An 18,023-nucleotide genomic window follows, 5' to 3' on the forward strand; every position below is an offset into this window, starting at 1 on the left:
AATCACGCACGATTCGTCTCAATTCACCAAATATCTCAACTCAATATGAAAGTGCTCGCTGCTCTAAAGCATTCCAGTGAACCATCATCTGCTTATTATTCATCCAGCGTTTCGTCCCTGTCCATGGATCATTATAATAAAATCCGTTTTTTGAATATCCAGTCAAGGTTAGCGCATGATAAGTAAACCCATCATATGTTCCCCAAATTACAACTGGATGATCGCTGCTAAGATAGTCCTTCAATTTATCTGTTGAGGCCCCAGTTAGATTAATTGCACTGCCAGCATAGTGCTTAACCAGCTTCATTAACGCAGGCGGATAGATGGTTGCCCCGGACTTTGAGTAGGGACTGCCGATAAATCCTGTGTTGGGATCACCGTTCGTTGCTCGTGGCATCTCCTCCGCAAGTTTATCCTTAGTCACATTCGCTCCTTTGTAGCGCAGCATCATTGTCACGGCCGTAATCTCGCACCCGGTTGGCAACTCCGGTAATTGACTAATGACGCCAACATTCATTCGATAACTGTTAGGGATTTTGGTTCCCGTATACACAATCTCTGAACGCGCTTGTTTGATCACCTTATGTGACTGTACTTTTCCAAGCACAAGTTTGCCGTTCGTTCGTTTTGCTTGATAACCTACGAGGACGGAGCCATTTTTTCCCGCTTGGTGCACCTGGTGATCTCCTCGAAATAGGGATTTCTTCTTGATGGTTAGTGTTTTGTATGCAATAATCTCTTTTTTTTCATAGATAACATGAATCGCTGTGGAAATAGTTGTACTGTTCCCGTTAGACTTATATGTATAGGTAAGCTTATATATTCCTGTTGTATTAGGATCAACATGCCCGGAAATGGTTAATTTTTTTAAAGTGAGCTTCTTTCCCTCCTTATTGGTCACGACAACGTTTTTCTTAGAATCAAAGTCATCTCCCAATTGAATCGTCTTCGCTACATTCTGTACATTTATAATGACCTGTTTTTCTTGTTCAGTTTGTCCGAAAATACTTTTAGAACAACCGAAAAGCAGCAAAATACTGATACACATTAAAACGAAACAGATATTGCACTTCAGGTGTTTAACCAATGAATCCGTCCTCCAAGCCAATAAGCTTTTGATTAAACAAAGTTAGCACATAAAACTTAAAAATGCCTTAAAAAAATCTTGCAGATTATGATTTGCAAATCTCGTGTTATTATAGTAATAGATTGAAAAAGCTATTTAGAATGGAGAGACTGAGGATGCCGGAACTATCTTATGTGGCGATCGACTTCGAAACTGCAAATTCGCGACGCACTTCCCCGTGTTCTGTCGGATTAACAAAAGTTATTCAAGGACAAGTTATCGACTCCTTCTACTCTTTGATTAACCCTGAAGAATTCTTTGATCCTTATAATACGCAGATTCATGGGATTCATGAAGATGATGTCGTCCAGGCACCAACTATGGATGAGCTTTATCCTAAACTGCTTCCATTTATTGAGGGGCTTCCACTGGTTGCTCACAATGCCAGCTTTGATATGAGTGTTCTGCGTTTTACATTGGATAAATATCGGCTGCCTTATCCGGAAGTCAATTACTTCTGTTCTTATATCCTTGCAAAAAAGTTGCTCACGCTGCCTTCATACCGTTTAGATCGCGTTGCTTCCCATTACCGAATCTCCTTCCATCATCACCAAGCTTCCGATGATGCCTTGGTTTGTGCTGAGATCGTTCGGCAAATGATGCAGGAGTTTCATATTGAGACGCTCGATCAGATGCAGAAGGCGATCAATTATAAGTTAGGCAGATTACATAAACATTCCTATGCACCCTTTTCATCCGTCAGAACACGTCGAGAGGCTGCATTCAGGCCTTCAGACATTACTTCTAAGAAAACATCTTTTGATAACCAACACCCTTTGTTTCATCAAACCGTGGTGTTTACAGGCGTGCTTCAATCGATGTCCCGTGAAGAGGCGTGTCAGAAAGTTGCTGATTGCGGCGGGGCCAACGGCAACGGCGTGACAAAGAAAACAACGTTACTTGTTATTGGCAAACCAGATCGACGAACAATGATGCATTCGAAAAGCAGCAAAGTGCTTAAAGCAGAACATCTTGCAGCCTCCGGACAATCTATTTCCATTATAGATGAAAATCATTTCTTGGACATGTTGAAGATTTTAAATGAAAATTAAAGGTCCGCACCTAATGGATCTCTTACAAAAAAATGATCCTTGGCACCATTCTGCTAAGGATCATTTTTATTTAAATATGAAGCATTATTTACCAATAGCCCATATCCTTCCAAATCAAATGACAATAAATGAACGCAATGTATGTTGAGCGAAGGACTGGCTGCCGCTTGTGGTTATTACGATAAATATTCACGAACAGCCTGATGATCCTCAATCTCTGCTTCCACATCGGTCGCTCAATTTGCGTACGTACAGGTTGTTTCATTAACATCCATCCTTTAGGGCAGAATGCGGGAAAGGAGCCACCTAAATAGCCTGGTCATTATTTGATATTCTTAAACATAAGGTTTGGTGACAAACCAAAAACAATTTGAATCACAAACCCAACAATCCATTCAAAATTGCGACCGCGACAAAGTTATGATCCTACAGATGATTAACAATCATCCTCCTCATTCGACATGACCATAACCGGTTATGCCTATTTAAACGAATTATTTTGTAAAACAGTAACCTTTTTCTCGCTTGTTCTTGCTGCCTTTTTGGTGTACGCGACAAGACGAATGATATCCTGACAGCATTGCTTTGCTCCAAGTACAAGCAGCGGTACACCAATAAAATCTATTTTCATCCATCTGGAACATAAGCCACCGATCGTCATCGCAAATGGCACGGTCGGTGACGTGTTTGAAAAAATGATCTTTTCATTGCCCTTATATTTCTGCTGCAATAGTAAACTTAAATTATTCAACGCCGGAAGCAGGTGTTTAGACGTACCACGCCCCACCGTATAAACCGAATTTCCTTCATCATCAATTCCGTGATAAATGATTTTACCCATATCCGAGCTGTTTAGCTTATTAAAAAAAGGCACAGCTAAAATTTCTGCCCTTGTCAATTTGTGATCAGCAGATATTTTTTTCAAATGATACGCTGCTGCTAATGCAGTCGTATGTGTCCCGCCAAAGTCATTATATATGTAAATCACCTAATCATCCTTTTTTTAATTTGGATTTACTTATATTGTTATCTCCATTTAAACAGAAGATTATCCTCATCATTTCTTGCTTGATAAGAAAAAAACTCAATCTGAAAAAATATCATGAATACGAGTCAAGTAGACGTATTTGATATGATATTAAACAGATTGAGTCGATACATTAAATTTGATCTGATGACTATTAAAAAAATGCCTGATGAGATATTTTTACATTTTTAACAGCCTGACACCGGTACTCTTTCGGTGTCAGGCCGCTTAATCTCAACCCAAATCAAAACTCCTGCTCTTTATGCCACTTCACTATTGCTTGCTTAAATGTACTTTCTTTTCCGGCATCAAAGTGCTGATTAATCTCCGAAAATCGTTTATTTCATCAACATTTTTGAAAAATTGTTTGGGTAGAACTACTGCTTGATTCTTTGATACATGAATCCGAAACATATCTTTATGTTCATATGCAGAAACAAAATCTTCCCACTTGAAAAAAGTCTTTGATTTTCCACGAGTTTGCACAATTTCATTTTGATTGACCTCATACTGAATTTCTTGTTTGATTAATTGATTACTCGAATATTCATTTCTTACTCTAAGAGGAAAAATAATCATTAATAATAAACAGAATACGACCGTAAAAGCTGCTGCCATTGTAAATGAAATCAGTAACTTTTGAAACAGGATCAAATTTATCAAAAGTAAGATGATAAAAAATGAAATGCTTGTTACTGTAAATAACTTTTTTCTTACATAAAAATTATACTTTTTAAATTCACGCCAAGTTAGTGTGCCGCCACAATGGATCACATCATTTTTCATCGTTTCAACTCCCTGACTCATATTAAAACTCTTATCCTTCACGCCCTTCCCCTTCCCACGTTGTTTTAACACGTATGTTGTCTCTCCAAACTCCAGCAGATTTATCATTTTTAGCTTCCTGTTACGATCACAATCACATTGTTATTTGTTTCCATTATATCAATATTCAGCTTCATTGCGGCAGGATTTATCTTCATTTCAATCGCACAGGAACCGCTCCTGATATGGTAAAATGAAGTATTGGTTGATCGAATGAGATCCCGATTTTTTAATAAGGGGATGCAGCCATTATGAGTTATAAGCAATACCTAATATTGGCAATACCATTTGTATCTGCCTTTATTTTGATAGCTTTATTCGGTCCTGCAGATCTTAGACTATGGGCAGTTATTCTTATTACCATTCCTGGTGTTATTCGTGAACTAGTTAATTTCGTGCACAAAAGAAAAGAGCAAAAAAAACAATAGTGTCGAACTGTAAATCAGTTCTATCTCCAAATTCTGACCTCACCAAATTTACCTTTTGAAACAAAATCAAAATCGATTTAAAAATCTTCCGTTCCGTCAACATTATTCCAACTTCATTAAATCCAAGATCATTCTCTACTTCTTTTACCTTTGCTGTCTACTGAGAAATGCACATTATTTGCAATCGTTTTATATTGCTTTGCATTATAATAAATTCATAATCCGAATCAAGGGGCTAATCCGATGTTCAACAAGTTGCTCAACAGAATAAAACGCCATTATAAATCAAAACGTTTTTTATTTTTGGAAGCTCCATATATCTTTTTTGGAGCCTTGTGGCTAATTTTTGCCCCTGACAAATATGATGACTGGATCACCTATTATATTTTGGCATATTTGTTCCTCGTAATGATTGTTGATATCATTGACTGGAATAAAGTTAAGAAACACAACCAACACAGCGATTCCTGATAAAATATTGTCTGTACTGTCCCACAGGGGTAATCCACAAGTCCCTGTCCGCTTAGCATTGCCTATCGTCTAAAATTTTTCCATCTTCCAGTTCGGCAGCATTTCATCGTACAACGGATGATGATAGCCATTTCCTACAGGGCCAAGATGCTTGTTCAGCACTTGTAGTAACTCAAAATATGATCATCGATCATCATGTCAAATGCCGCTTAGTTCTCTTTTTGATGATGTATAGTGAATCACATAGATTAAGGATTTCAACCTCCGGCAACGTTCTATATCTTTTATGGCAACCTGGCCCACACTTGGGCCGTCTTTGGTCTATTGTCTAAAATCAAACTCATCCCTCCTTTCACTCCGATTGCTTGCCAGCAACGGATCTGAGACATCTGCTTTTAAGGTAGAAAGATATCGAGGAAAAAACAGCTGCAAAGTATACTCAAAATATTTTTAAACATTCGCCCCTTAAATATGTGATATTGACACGTTATTTTTGGGCAAAACAAAAACCCCTCAAAGCCATACGGCTCAAGGGGTTTCAGCATTTCTTTTTGATTAATATTGTTCCATGTATTGGTCGCGTTCCCATGGGTGTACTTGAGTGCGGAACATATCCCATTCAATTTCCTTAGCGTCGTTGAAGTGAGAAACTGTATGTTCGCCAAGTGCAGCTGTGATAACTTCATCTGCATTGAATGCATCAACTGCTTCTTTAAGAGATGCAGGAAGTTCATGAATCCCAAGTTCTTCACGTTCTTGATCATTCATAACGTAGATGCTGCGGTCAACGGAAGCAGGTGGAGTCAAACCTTTCTTGATACCATCCAGTCCGGCAGCAAGCAATACAGCCATGCCAAGGTATGGGTTGGTAGCAGGGTCTACACTGCGCACTTCAATACGTGTGCTCAATCCACGAGCCGCAGGAATACGGATCAAAGCGCTTCGGTTGCTCAATGACCATGCGATATAGCTTGGTGCTTCATAACCCGGAACCAAACGTTTGAATGAGTTAACGATTGGGTTAGTGATGGCAGTAAATGCGCGTGCATGTTCCAAAACGCCGGCAATAAATGATTTAGCCGTTGCACTGAGTTTGTCTTCAGTGTCAGCATCAAAGAACGCATTTTCTTTGCCCTTGAACAATGACATGTTCGAGTGCATACCTGAGCCGTTTACACCAAACAACGGTTTTGGCATGAACGTTGCATGCAAGCCATGTTTGCGAGCGATCGTTTTCACAACAAGCTTAAATGTTTGAATGTTATCACAAGTTTTTACAGCATCTGCATATTTAAAGTCAATTTCGTGCTGACCAGGAGCTACTTCATGGTGTGATGCTTCAATTTCAAAGCCCATGTCTTCAAGTTCAAGCACGATATCGCGACGACAATTTTCACCAAGATCTGTTGGTGCCAAGTCAAAATAGCCGCCTTTATCATTCAGGTCAAGAGTTGGATTGCCAGATTCATCTAATTTGAAGAGGAAGAATTCCGGTTCAGGTCCAATGTTGAAATTAGTGAAACCTAGTTTCTCCATTTCAGCCAATTGAGCCTTCAGAACCGAACGAGGATCCCCCGGGAATGGCGTACGATCAGGTTTATAAATATCGCAAATGAAGCGAGCAACTTTACCCTTTTCAGCAGTCCAAGGGAATATAACGAAACTGTCATAATCTGGATAAAGAAGCATGTCCGATTCTTCAATCCTAACAAATCCTTCGATTGAAGAACCGTCAAACATAATATCGTTATCTAGTGCTTTTTCGAGTTGACTTACAGGAATCTCTACATTTTTGATAATTCCGAGCAAGTCAGTGAACTGCAAACGAATGAACTTTACGTTTGCTTCATTTACCTTAGAAATGATGTCTTCTTTCGTAAACTTTGCCATTCAAGATCCTCCCCAAAAATAAGTTTCTGTTTTCAAAAAATTTTATATACATAGGTAGCAGTCACCGAAAGAATCGGGACAACTCCCCTTGTATTAACGAAGCCTTACCGAACTTGCCCGCTTGAACGAGTTCGGATTTCAAAAATTTCATGAGCTCAGCATCAGACATAGCTTTCTTTGCTTCAGCCGGCCGATTTGCTTCCACCGGCTTTTCACTAAGCACACGCCTTATGCCGGCAAGATTCACACCTTCGTCAAGCAAAGACTTGATGTCGAGCAAACGATCAACATCATTGAAAGAAAAGACGCGGCGATTCCCCTCACTACGTTCCGGATTAATCAAGTCATTTTCTTCGTAGTAGCGTATCTGCCTAGCCGTCAGCCCAGTTAATTTCTGAACAATGCCCATTGAGAACAAAGGCATTGAACGGCGTACGTTGTCAGCCATTTCGCCTCACGCCCCTTTCTTAAACATAATTATAACGGGCAGCCCTTAAGTTGTCAAACGATGTTAGCTTATCTCACAGCTTATGACACAGATTTAAATAAATTGTCACAATTTGATCTTTTCAGGATCAAGTAAGTTTTTCTCAAATAAGTGATTTACTGCAATCATCAAAGCAGCTTTAACGTGTTCAAATGTCAATCCGCCTTGAACATACAAAGTGAACGGGGGACGAATTGGGCCGTCTGCTGTCAACTCCAGACTTGCCCCCTGAACAAATGTTCCGGCTGCCATGATAACGTCACTCGTGTAACCAGGCATTGGGCTCGGATATGGAAGAACATGAGCATTAATTGGCGAAGCCATTTGGATCGCTTGGCAGAATGCGATCATCTGATCGGGGTCATGAAAGGTAATGCTTTGAATCAAGTCCGTACGCGCCTTTTCCCAAGAAGGCGATGTTTCCATGCCAAGCTTCTCCATGAAGGCAGATGTGAATATGGCTCCTTTAACTGCTTGAGCAACCATATGTGGTGAAAGAAAAAAGCCCTGATATTGATCCTTTAGTTCGCCTAATGACGGACCAACTTCTTTTCCCAGTCCTGGAGCTGTCAGACGTTCCGAACACATTGAAACGAGATCCTCGCGCCCGACGATGTAGCCTCCTACCTTCGCTAATCCTCCTCCAGGATTTTTGATTAACGATCCGGCCATTAGATCGGCGCCGACGTGGCAGGGTTCCAATGTTTCGGTAAATTCGCCGTAACAATTGTCGACAAAAACAAGAATATGAGGATGTGCTTTTTTAATTGCAGCAATTGCTTCCCCAATTTGGGCAATCGGAATCGACGGGCGCTGATCGTAGCCGCAAGAACGCTGAATCGCAATTAGCTTTGTGTTCTGCGCAATTTCTCGATTTACTGTCTCAATATCAATTTTGCCATTGTTGAGCGCAACATCGCGAAATCCAATACCAAAATCTTTTAATGATCCATGACTGCCGCTTGTTATACCAATGACACCTTCCAAGGTGTCATACGGCTTACCGGTTATGTACATTAATTCATCACCCGGACGAAGCACACCAAAGAGTGCAGTCGTAATCGCATGTGTTCCGGAGATCATTTGTGACCGGACAAGACCAGCTTCAGCTCCGAAACAATTTGCGTAAACTGCTTCAATGCCCTCACGACCGAAATCATCATATCCGTACCCTGTTGTTCCGCTAAAATGGGCATCACTAATCTTATTTTTTTTAAAACTGGATAAAACACGGTACTGATTTTCTAGTGAAACAGCATCAACCGCTTTTAAACGTTCTGCAATTTGCGCTTCAACTGCTGCAGCAATTTTTCTTAACTTCTCTCCATAGGCAAGTGCTTCAAACATTTTTCAAAACTCCTTATTCGTTGACGACGGATCGTGAATCAGTTTCGAGGCGATTGGTGCATCGGGAAAAACAAATCCTTCAACTTCGTAAGCCTGTGACGCTTCGTCATATTCTTGTCTTTTCAATATTGTGTTCCGCTTTAGTTCATTAAGTAATTTTCCTTCATCGGCTGGGAGCTGTGTGTGATAGTCCACCATTTGCGCTTCAATTTGTGCCAGTATTTCAGCAAGAATTCGATCACGGTCCTTAATGTCCCTTGCCGAAACGAGAAGAGATCCTTTCGGAACGATGAATGGTGTCTGTAACAGATCTTTCTTGTTATAAATCGTGAGTATAGGCAGGTCGTCTACACCGAGTTCAGACAGTAAATGGCGAACGGTTTCTTCATGTGTAATCAAATCCGGATCCGAAGCATCAAGTACATGCAAAATCAATTGTGCGCCACTCACTTCCTCAAGCGTTGAGCGGAAAGCAGCTACTAGCTGTGTTGGTAGTTCTTGAATGAAACCAACGGTATCGGACAATAGAGCCATGAAACCACCAGGAAGATTCATTTTTCGTGTCAAGGGATCAAGAGTTGCGAAAAGCTGGTTTTCAGCATAAGTTCCTGCAGCGGTTAATTGGTTGAACAGCGTGGATTTTCCCGCATTCGTGTAGCCGACAATGACCACTTGGCATTGATTATTTGACTGACGATGGTCACGATAGCGTTTGCGATGCTGTACAACGGTTTTCAACTGATTGCTGATATCCTTCATTCTGCTGCGAATATAGCGTCGATCGGATTCAAGCTTGGTTTCACCGGGACCGCGTGTCCCAATTCCTCCTCCGAGACGCGACAATGAATCTCCCATCCCGCTCAAGCGTGGCAGGAGATACTGGAGCTGGGCAAGTTCTACTTGAAGTTTGCCTTCTCGCGAACGCGCCCGCATCGCGAAAATATCTAAAATGAGCTGTGTCCGATCCAACACTTTTGCATAAAGCAGCGCTCCAAGCCGTCCCTGCTGAGAGGGAGACAGTTCACCATTAAAGATCACAGTCCCGGCGCCTAATTCTTTTTCAAGGGCATCAAGTTCTTGTAATTTACCGCTTCCAATGTAGGTAGCGGAGTCAATCTTTTGTCTTTTTTGGGTTACGACGGCAACTACTTGTCCACCGGCCGTCTTCGTCAAAGCCTCCAACTCTTCAAGTGACGATTCAAAATGATCGTCACTTTGAGAAGGAAGCTGACAGGCAACGAGTATCACACTTTCCATAAGATACCTCTCTTTAATTGATGCATTAAGCTTCGTCTGCTGGCGCGATCATTAAATGATTATCCAGTGTCAAATCACAGGCACGGATCGTCATCAGCGCGTCACGATCAAAGCTGTTTTCCCTAACTAAACGAACTGCTTGCTGACGTATCATTTTTTCCACATGATTGCGTACATAACGTCCATTACTGAAATGCGGTTCATTCTCAACAATTTTCTGATGAAGATGGCGGAATAGTTTTTTTTGTGCCTCCGCAGTCATCGTATACTCACGATCACGGATCATTTGCTTCGCAATTTCGAGCAATTCTGCACCGGAATAATCCGGAAAAGACATGATCATTGGAAAACGAGATGGCAGGCCGGGATTCATTCTGAGAAATTCATCCATTTCATCGGAATAGCCAGCAAGAATCAAAATAAACTCATCTTTATGGTCTTCCATCTGTTTCACTAATGTATCAATCGCTTCTTTTCCGAAATCCTTTTCTCCACCACGTGACAGCGAGTACGCTTCATCAATAAACAAAACACCGCCTAAAGAACGTTTTACAAGTTCTCTTGTTTTTTGCGCTGTCTGTCCAATGTATTCGCCAACAAGATCAGCTCGTTCAGCTTCGATCAAATGGCCCTTCGGCAGTATTCCCATCTCACGGAACAAGTCACTCAGAAGACGTGCAACTGTCGTCTTGCCGGTTCCTGGATTCCCCTTAAACAACATGTGGAAGGACTGTTTTTGTACCTTCAAATTAGTTTCTTCACGCTTGCGATAAATATAAAGCCACGCATAAAGTTCGCGTACCATATGTTTTATCTGATCCATTCCCACCAGTCGGTCAAGCTTTGCCTCCAGTTTTTCAAGCGGTTCATGGGTCACACGCTCATCAACTGGAAAAGGCGCAGCCTCATGTTTCTCGGTTTTCTGGTTAAAGACCACATTGATCTGACTTTTTTTTGTAAATGTATAGGCTTCTCGCACGATTCGATCACCTCGCTATTCATTGGATCAAGCACCGCTCTTGGCCTGCGTTGTTATGTATACGCCGGCTTGATCGTTTCCGTGACAAATGCCCATTACTTCGGGACATTATGAAAAATGATTGGACTGCTCTATCCTATGTCGTCGGTACCCTATTCAGAAGTGCGAAGAGCCAAAGATCCGTCACTTGCAAAGCGAGCAAAAAGCCTTACCAAAATAAAAGAAAGACAGCGTAACCGCTGCCCTTCCAGAATCTATTATGACTCGTCCTGACTGGTCCAATTCACAGGCTTTGAAGGAGTAAACGTCGAAATCGCATGTTTAAAGATTAATTGCTGCTTGCCCTCGCTGTCCAGAAGCACTGTAAAATTATCGAACCCCTTAACCTTGCCCTTCAATTGAAAACCGCTGACCAGAAAGACGGTCACAAACGTTCCTTCTTTTCGCAACTGATTCAAAAATGTATCCTGGATATTGATTGACTGTTTCATTTTATTCCTCCTCTTTTCTCTCTAAATAAAACTACTTCGATTTAATGTGAAAATTACCTGCAAGAAAACCTCTTTTGTCTGATCTTTTTTCTCTGAGAAGGAATTCAATGTCCAGTCAGAAAGATCTACAATTAAGATTATATTTTAAATTTCCATCATTTGCAAAGATCGTTTATGAAACAAGACAATAAATGTGATAAAAGTTCACGATCGCTCGCTTTTTGCCTGATGTTCTTCGATAAAACTGTAAATTTCTTCAGCTTTTCTTGAAAAGTCTTGCAGTGCATCCGTCATATCGAACCATTGAATCGGCATTTGTCTTTTGAACCATGTCAATTGTCTTTTCGCATAATGACGCGAATTTTTCTTCAACTGGTTCACAGCGTGATCAAGCGAACATAAGCCATCAAAAAACGGGATGAACTCCTTGTAACCGATCGCCTGCATCGCCTGCGCATTTCTCAAGCCTCGTTTATATAATAGCTGTGCCTCCTCAAGGAGACCTTCATCGATCATTTGGTCAACACGCATATCAATGCGTGCATACAGTATTGAGCGCTCCATGGTTAATCCAATACATAAATACGGATAGAGCGGGCGAACAGTTTCATCTTGCACGTGATCACTGAAGCGTTTCCCGGTTTCATGGAAAACTTCTAAAGCGCGTATGACACGCACCAAATTGTTAGGATGAATCCGTTCTGCTGCAACAGGATCAACATGCTTTAATAATGCGAACAGCGCTTCTCCGCCTTCTTCTTGCGCCATACGTGTTAATTCACGCCGATATTCCGGATTCGCCCCGATTGAAGCAAATTGGTAATCGTAAAGTGCAGCCTTGATATAAAAACCGGTACCGCCGACTAAAATCGGCATTTTTCCTTCAGAAGACACACTTTCAAGTACTTTCCTCGCATCATGCTGATAATCGGCTGCCGTATAAGGTTCGCTAGGTTCACAAATATTAATTAAGTGATGGGTTACACCATCTGCTTCCTCTTCAGTTACCTTTGCTGTACCAATATCCATGCCGCGATACACTTGAAATGCGTCCCCATTCACGATCTCGCTGTTAAACCGCTTTGCGAGCGCAATACTGAGTTTTGTTTTTCCGACTGCAGTTGGCCCGACAATGACAATCGTTGTTTGCATCCTATTTTTCATCTTGTACTCATGAACTCCCATGTAAAAAGTAAAAAGGTGGGTACAGTATAACACAAATCACTTTGTCACCGCATAGATAAACCTATCTATGCAGCGGCATTACGTGACAACCCCACGCGAATAGTACATAAATCGTTTACCTTAAACCACACCAAATGACGTCTGCACACGCGTTTGCGAACCTGGATCAATCAGCTCGATGATCTCACCTCTTCCCACGAGCACATCATTTACACAGTAATTATAACGAACGTGTGTTCTTTTATGCAAGTAGAATCTATTATAACCAATATTGATCGAGACAAGACCATTTATTTAATCCTTTTTAAGGAGCTCTGTGTCGTACATGGTGAAATCGCACCGATAAATAAATAGATATTTTCCATCAATGATCAATCCGGTTGAATTCGGAACTTCTGTCGCAAAATAAGAAACATGATTGCCTGCAAAGGTAGCGATTGGTTTTCCCAGCTGCGAACGAATCAAAATGACTTTCGAATGTCCGTCAAAATAATTATGATAGTTATTAACAATCCGATTAACAAATGGTACACTGCGTTCTTGGTTTTCAACCAACACCTTCTGCGGCAGTTTATTCATGACATCCTGTAGACCTTTTTCATACATGATCAATGTACTGCCCACATGAACGACTTGCTTTCCGCCAATAGTAATATTCAAAACTGATGATTCTTTGGTTGTCTCGCCCTTATCATTTGTGCGATCGAATTTATTATCCCGGGTAATCGATCCCGAAATTCCTTTTATCGTATCAATCGGCTGTCCGTCCGCGTCATAAGTCTGCATCGTCACATTTAGGCCTCTTAAGCTTCCCTCAACCTGCGTTGTGAAAAAATCCAATACCTGGCAGCCGCTGAGTACGACAATCGATAAAGCCAGTAAAGCAGCTATAAGTCCAATTTTTATTTTCTTTGTCACGAAACTTTCTCCCCTGTCCCTTGAAAAATCAATGAATCTATCAAAATCATAACGTGTGTGTCGCCTTCTGTCATCCGCCTCAAGACAGAGATAAGAAAAAAGTGCAAAAAAAATGGGCCTTTTCAGGCCCACAAAATAACAATGTACGGTAAATAAAAGATAGCACAGTAAACTGAACAGATTCTGAACAAAAAAAAACGAGCAACTAAGTGCTCGAATAAAAAGGGGGGAGATATTGCTTTCATGAGTCTATAATAACTTTAGATCCTTAAGAAACGCTTAAGATAAAGTGTTTTATTCATTGCCATTTTATTACTTTGCAATAAAAATCGCATAGATTATAAAAAGTGCCGCTAGAATCACAATAATGGACATGCAACCTGGTTTCCCAATAAACAGACGGTCAAAATTGTCGGTAGGCTTTTGCTTGCCTTCATCCATTAACATCAACTCTTCTCTACTATTCTAGTGTTTACATCCCTGACTGTCCGGCGATCATCACAAACGTCGTCCACAAGAGAATCAGCGAACAAATAATGATACCGATCAGCTTGGTGGACCGAACCAAGCCGCCTTCTTTTTTTGATTTATTTAAATACACTATTAAAATGAGCGCTGCAGCTGTAGACATATAAGCAATTCCTGCACCTGCCCAATACCAGAATACCTTTGGTGACCAGTACGCCATCTGTTGGAACCCGCTGCTGAATGAAGCGCCAATGAACATAAGTATAAATATAACTAGATTCGGATGTTTCAGTTTCTTCACTTGGTAATCTCCTCAATTCCTGAACTTACTTTATTTAAATGAAACGCATCTTTTTACATACAATCATACTTCATTAGTTATTCATAAGCGAATTAACTCGTAGCGAACATCAGCTAAAAAAGACGTGTGCAGTTAGATTAATTTCAAATGTTCTCAGATCATGCTGAATGACCAAATCTAATACCGGATCATTTTTAGATTTTTATAATCTCAAACAGTAACATTGCACTAAATGAATGCGACGATTTAAAATACTAGAAATGTTCGAATTTATAGTGATTATCCAACAAGATAAGCCTTTAAAATGGAAGGATAAGTGAATCAATCCAATCCCACGAATAAGAATCAAACAAATGAATAAGAATACACTACCCTCAAGAAAGAATAACACCGTTTTAGATCATCACTGGATTTGTTCAATTGAATATTAATTGATGCCATAATTGAAGCGATTGATGGGAAAATCTCTGATTTAAGAAAGTACGAAGATGAACACCAGAATGACTTAAACAACCGTGCTGTTTATTATGCGGTTTGCCGTGATATTGATTGGCTTGAAAAAGCAAAAAAAGATCTGATTGATGCTTAAATAAGTTGATAGAGAGAGTATTGCAAGATGGCCTAATATTTCCCCACCCCCATGCGAGGGGAGGCCACTGAAAAACCTCCGTTTTTTCAGAAGAACTGAATAGCGTTATCGAAAAAGCGACTCAGAAATTCGAAAGTGAATCTCTGAGTCGCTTTTTTCTTTGAATAGGGAGGCCTTTCCCCGTCTCTTTATCCCATGAGCTTCAGTATTCTCTTTAAATTCACTGTGAATATCGCCATGGCTCCTTGTATGTCCATACTAACCAGACCCGAGGATTTTGCGACATCATACCCGTGTCTGTGTTTTAATTCACTATTCTTCGCCTCTATTTTGTAGCGTTCTTTTGATCTTTCTTTAAAATACTCCGTTTTTTCGAATGCGGCCTGTCTCGAATGCTCATCTGATTTAATGCTGACGGAATACGTCTTACTTTTTGCCCCTTCCTTGTAACATCCTTCTCGGAAGGGGCACTGCTGACATTTATTTATATCAAAATAATACGTATCTTTTTGATTCTTTCCAGCATCTTTTTTCCCCTGTCTCGCTTTTCGAATCGCCATATGCCCTGCTTTGCACACATACATACCAGCGTCCTTATTAAATTGGAACTCTTCTTCTTTCTTCCGATGCCCTTGAGTGATCAAGGGATTTAATTTCGCTACTAATTCTATCTCATTTTTCTGAGTGTACTCAATATTTCCCTTTTCAGAATAAGCAGTATCGCCAATCACTGTTTTTACGTTCATTCCTGTCTGAATGCTTTTCTGAATCAACGTTTCTAATTGCTTGCCATCGTTCTTTTCCCCAGTGGTAAGGACCGCTGCTGTGATGATGCGTTCTTCGTTCATCGCCAGATGGGTCTTATAGCCAAAAAAGGAGGTGTCTGCTGTTTTATGGCCCACTTTAGCATCTGGATCTGTGGCCAATTGTAACTGTTCCAGATCGTCATTCACCGTCTCTTTTAAAAGATTCAGGGTTTGTTTGACTTTTGGGTATTCTGAAAGCACGGGCTCCTTCTCAATCACCTGAACCAGCTGTTGACAATAATCGGTTTGGTCCTCAATGGCTTCTGAAGCGGTTTTTGTCGGAAATTTTTCTTTCATCTTTTCGTTGACTTTATAGACGGCTTTTCGAAGCTTTTTCGATCGTTCTGAAAGAATCTCTAACGGAGTTTTTTGATTATAGCGTGCTTTCGTATGGGTGGCATCTACAATAATGGTATGACTTTTGATTATGCCTTTTTCTATCGCAATCGTCACGGTCTTATTGATCAACAGATCTAGAAGGGCAATATCTTTTAAACGGAGTTTCCGAAATTTTGTCAGTGAGCTTGGCTCAATGACAGGATCTTCTGGTGCCATGCTTAAAAAATATTTAAACGACAAGTCATACCTGGAGCGTTCAACGACATCAACATCGGATAAATCGAATATAGATTTCAACAATAAATATTTAAACATGCGGATGGGACTAATTGCCTTACGACCATTATCCAAGCAATACTTATCTTTAAGTTCTTTGACAACGAAAGAGAAGTCAATAAGCTCATTAATTTTTCGCAAGAGGTTGTCCTTAGGGACAACCATGTCATAAAGTTCTGAATAAGAACTTAAGATCATCGAGGATTGTTGCGGCATCATTAGCTACACCCACTTTATAAGGATACTTATAATTATAAAGGAAAAGAGCACCATTTCCGCACTTTGTGTGAGGAATGGTACTCTTTTTAATGACTTTTTCAGTGGCCTCATGCGAGGGTGGGGGATTTTTTATTGCCGTTGACTAAAAATAGCTCATGAAAATCCTCGGGATTTCATGAACCATTTTTTGATGAGAAACTGTATACGGAGCAACCTCTTTTTTATTGATCGTTGATCGAATATGAATGACGCGTTAGAGCGATCAATTGTGAATAATGCCTTCGTTGCTTTCAATTTCACTGAATCTCAAAATAAGAAAGAATGCGCATGGCGCTTACCCAACCTGAAGGTACGGAGCTCTTTTGAGATTTAAGGTAGTAGTAAGTATCCTGTTCCCGAGTCCGTTTTACAGCCTTAGTGACCTTAAATTCAGACTTACTTGGAATTGTTGAGCCTATAAAATCAGATTTTTGAGCCAATCTCTTAGTCTTGTATTGCGTGTAAGGAGGATAATTCCAAATAACACCTGGAGTGGCAACCCCGACGACGTGGTCCTTGTAGATAGCAGGAATTGTTGTGGGCTGGGTAGTCATTGCTTTTTTAACTCCGCCAGCAAATGAGCCGACTTTTTTGCCCCCATAGACGTAACCCCGATATTTACCATTCATCGTCACGACACGATAATAAACGGAACCGGTGTTGGTGACCTTATAACCGTAGGCACGGAAATAATAAGTTGAACCCTTATAAGCGTGGTTTCTCAGACTACCATAGTAATAATCAGCATCTGCATGAGTATAAGAAGCAAATTTTGCCATCTTGCTCTTAGAAGCTACTAGTTTAGCCCCTTTTACCGTGCCGGGTTTCGTATAAAGGGCGTATTTACCTGTAGCAACCACGTTACGGGTGGATCCGGCTGTCTTTAAAGGCGTGTAGCCCACTTTAATTGTTGCCGTATTGGTTTTAACGGTTTTATTGGGTTTATTGGATGTATTGGATGTATTGCATGATGTTATAGTCAGTAAGCTCGCTACAGCAAGGACTGAAACCATGAATAATTTTGTCCATTTATTCATATCTAAATCCCCCTTGTCTAATACGTTTTGGACTTAATCGTAACGCCCAGTTCAGTTTGGGGACTGCATGATATCCTCTTATTTTGCCTCATTATAACATAACATAACGTAACGCATCGACTAAACGCCTTTGCGGTTTTCCTTTTTCTTAAAGAAAAGCTTATATGGCTTAAATCAGCCCACAATAGTGTTATAATGAAAGAGGTTTTAATAATGCGAATATTATTACAAACCAAATTTTTAGACAGGGAGGAATTTGTTATGAGTGGAAATGATAAAGCCGTCCCATTAGATGAGCGATTTGATGCTGGTGAACCTGTTCCGACCGACCAATTAGTTATGAACCGAGACGATTTTGATTCCGATGAAGCCATGGAGCACTATTTTAAGGATCACCCTGAAGCCCCTCGGCAGGCCTATGACGCGTATAAAGAAGAAAAATCAGCGGGTCTCAACAAAAAATAAC

General features: G+C 40.5%; 18 protein-coding genes. 2 read left to right on the forward strand and 16 right to left on the reverse strand.

Going from position 1 to position 18,023, the window contains the following annotated elements:
* Positions 1-40: 40 nt before the first annotated feature.
* The gene (locus AC1MBV_RS01650) at positions 41-1,087 is read right to left on the reverse strand and encodes a C39 family peptidase (RefSeq protein WP_255746428.1); all 1,047 of its coding nucleotides are present in this window, start codon (positions 1,085-1,087) and stop codon (positions 41-43) included.
* A gap of 155 nt (positions 1,088-1,242) precedes the next feature.
* On the opposite strand from AC1MBV_RS01650, the gene AC1MBV_RS01655 reads away from it, so the two are divergent.
* Positions 1,243-2,178 (forward strand): exonuclease domain-containing protein, encoded by a 936-nt coding sequence (locus AC1MBV_RS01655; RefSeq protein ID WP_255746427.1) that lies wholly within the window; start codon positions 1,243-1,245, stop codon positions 2,176-2,178.
* 88 nt (positions 2,179-2,266) lie between these two features.
* Here AC1MBV_RS01655 and AC1MBV_RS01660 read toward each other — a convergent pair whose 3' ends face one another.
* The 15 genes from AC1MBV_RS01660 to AC1MBV_RS01730 form a co-directional block, all read right to left on the reverse strand.
* Positions 2,267-2,443 carry a hypothetical protein gene (locus AC1MBV_RS01660; RefSeq protein ID WP_255746426.1) on the reverse strand — a complete coding sequence of 59 codons (177 nt, stop codon included), beginning with the start codon at positions 2,441-2,443 and terminating at the stop codon, positions 2,267-2,269.
* Between the two features lie 216 nt (positions 2,444-2,659).
* Positions 2,660-3,166: a DUF3189 family protein gene (locus AC1MBV_RS01665; RefSeq protein ID WP_255746424.1), complete on the reverse strand. Its 507-nt coding sequence runs from the start codon at positions 3,164-3,166 to the stop codon at positions 2,660-2,662.
* A 312-nt stretch (positions 3,167-3,478) separates the two neighbouring features.
* A complete protein-coding gene (locus tag AC1MBV_RS01670) occupies positions 3,479-4,099 on the reverse strand; it encodes a YcxB family protein (RefSeq protein WP_480947421.1) in 621 nt (206 codons plus the stop codon).
* A gap of 1,385 nt (positions 4,100-5,484) precedes the next feature.
* A complete protein-coding gene (gene glnA / locus AC1MBV_RS01675; RefSeq protein WP_255746417.1) occupies positions 5,485-6,819 on the reverse strand; it encodes a type I glutamate--ammonia ligase in 1,335 nt (444 codons plus the stop codon).
* A gap of 61 nt (positions 6,820-6,880) precedes the next feature.
* On the reverse strand, positions 6,881-7,267 hold the full coding sequence (locus AC1MBV_RS01680) for a MerR family transcriptional regulator (protein ID WP_253060748.1): 387 nt from the start codon (positions 7,265-7,267) through the stop codon (positions 6,881-6,883).
* A gap of 105 nt (positions 7,268-7,372) precedes the next feature.
* Positions 7,373-8,653 carry a methionine gamma-lyase family protein gene (locus AC1MBV_RS01685; RefSeq protein WP_255746415.1) on the reverse strand — a complete coding sequence of 427 codons (1,281 nt, stop codon included), beginning with the start codon at positions 8,651-8,653 and terminating at the stop codon, positions 7,373-7,375.
* Positions 8,654-8,656: 3 nt separating this feature from the next.
* The gene (hflX, locus tag AC1MBV_RS01690; RefSeq protein ID WP_255746413.1) at positions 8,657-9,910 is read right to left on the reverse strand and encodes a GTPase HflX; all 1,254 of its coding nucleotides are present in this window, start codon (positions 9,908-9,910) and stop codon (positions 8,657-8,659) included.
* Between the two features lie 25 nt (positions 9,911-9,935).
* A complete protein-coding gene (locus tag AC1MBV_RS01695) occupies positions 9,936-10,889 on the reverse strand; it encodes an AAA family ATPase (protein WP_255746411.1) in 954 nt (317 codons plus the stop codon).
* A gap of 257 nt (positions 10,890-11,146) precedes the next feature.
* The gene (gene hfq, locus AC1MBV_RS01700; protein WP_093669405.1) at positions 11,147-11,380 is read right to left on the reverse strand and encodes an RNA chaperone Hfq; all 234 of its coding nucleotides are present in this window, start codon (positions 11,378-11,380) and stop codon (positions 11,147-11,149) included.
* A gap of 204 nt (positions 11,381-11,584) precedes the next feature.
* Positions 11,585-12,532 carry a tRNA (adenosine(37)-N6)-dimethylallyltransferase MiaA gene (miaA, locus tag AC1MBV_RS01705; protein ID WP_480947422.1) on the reverse strand — a complete coding sequence of 316 codons (948 nt, stop codon included), beginning with the start codon at positions 12,530-12,532 and terminating at the stop codon, positions 11,585-11,587.
* 327 nt (positions 12,533-12,859) lie between these two features.
* Positions 12,860-13,483, reverse strand: a complete 624-nt coding sequence (locus tag AC1MBV_RS01710) for a DUF5052 family protein (protein ID WP_255746407.1) — start codon at positions 13,481-13,483, stop codon at positions 12,860-12,862.
* Positions 13,484-13,795: 312 nt separating this feature from the next.
* Complete coding sequence (locus tag AC1MBV_RS01715) at positions 13,796-13,924, reverse strand: hypothetical protein (RefSeq protein ID WP_255746405.1); 129 nt, start codon at positions 13,922-13,924, stop codon at positions 13,796-13,798.
* Between the two features lie 31 nt (positions 13,925-13,955).
* Complete coding sequence (locus AC1MBV_RS01720) at positions 13,956-14,252, reverse strand: hypothetical protein (RefSeq protein WP_255746404.1); 297 nt, start codon at positions 14,250-14,252, stop codon at positions 13,956-13,958.
* 777 nt (positions 14,253-15,029) lie between these two features.
* On the reverse strand, positions 15,030-16,481 hold the full coding sequence (locus AC1MBV_RS01725; RefSeq protein ID WP_255746402.1) for an IS1182 family transposase: 1,452 nt from the start codon (positions 16,479-16,481) through the stop codon (positions 15,030-15,032).
* A gap of 296 nt (positions 16,482-16,777) precedes the next feature.
* Complete coding sequence (locus AC1MBV_RS01730; protein ID WP_255746400.1) at positions 16,778-17,557, reverse strand: hypothetical protein; 780 nt, start codon at positions 17,555-17,557, stop codon at positions 16,778-16,780.
* A gap of 261 nt (positions 17,558-17,818) precedes the next feature.
* Between AC1MBV_RS01730 and AC1MBV_RS01735 the strand changes: the two genes are divergently transcribed.
* Positions 17,819-18,022, forward strand: coding sequence for a hypothetical protein (locus AC1MBV_RS01735; RefSeq protein ID WP_480947423.1), 204 nt, complete (start codon positions 17,819-17,821; stop codon positions 18,020-18,022).
* Position 18,023: the final 1 nt, after the last annotated feature.

Source organism: Sporolactobacillus sp. PKPK-6 (genome assembly GCF_056678885.1).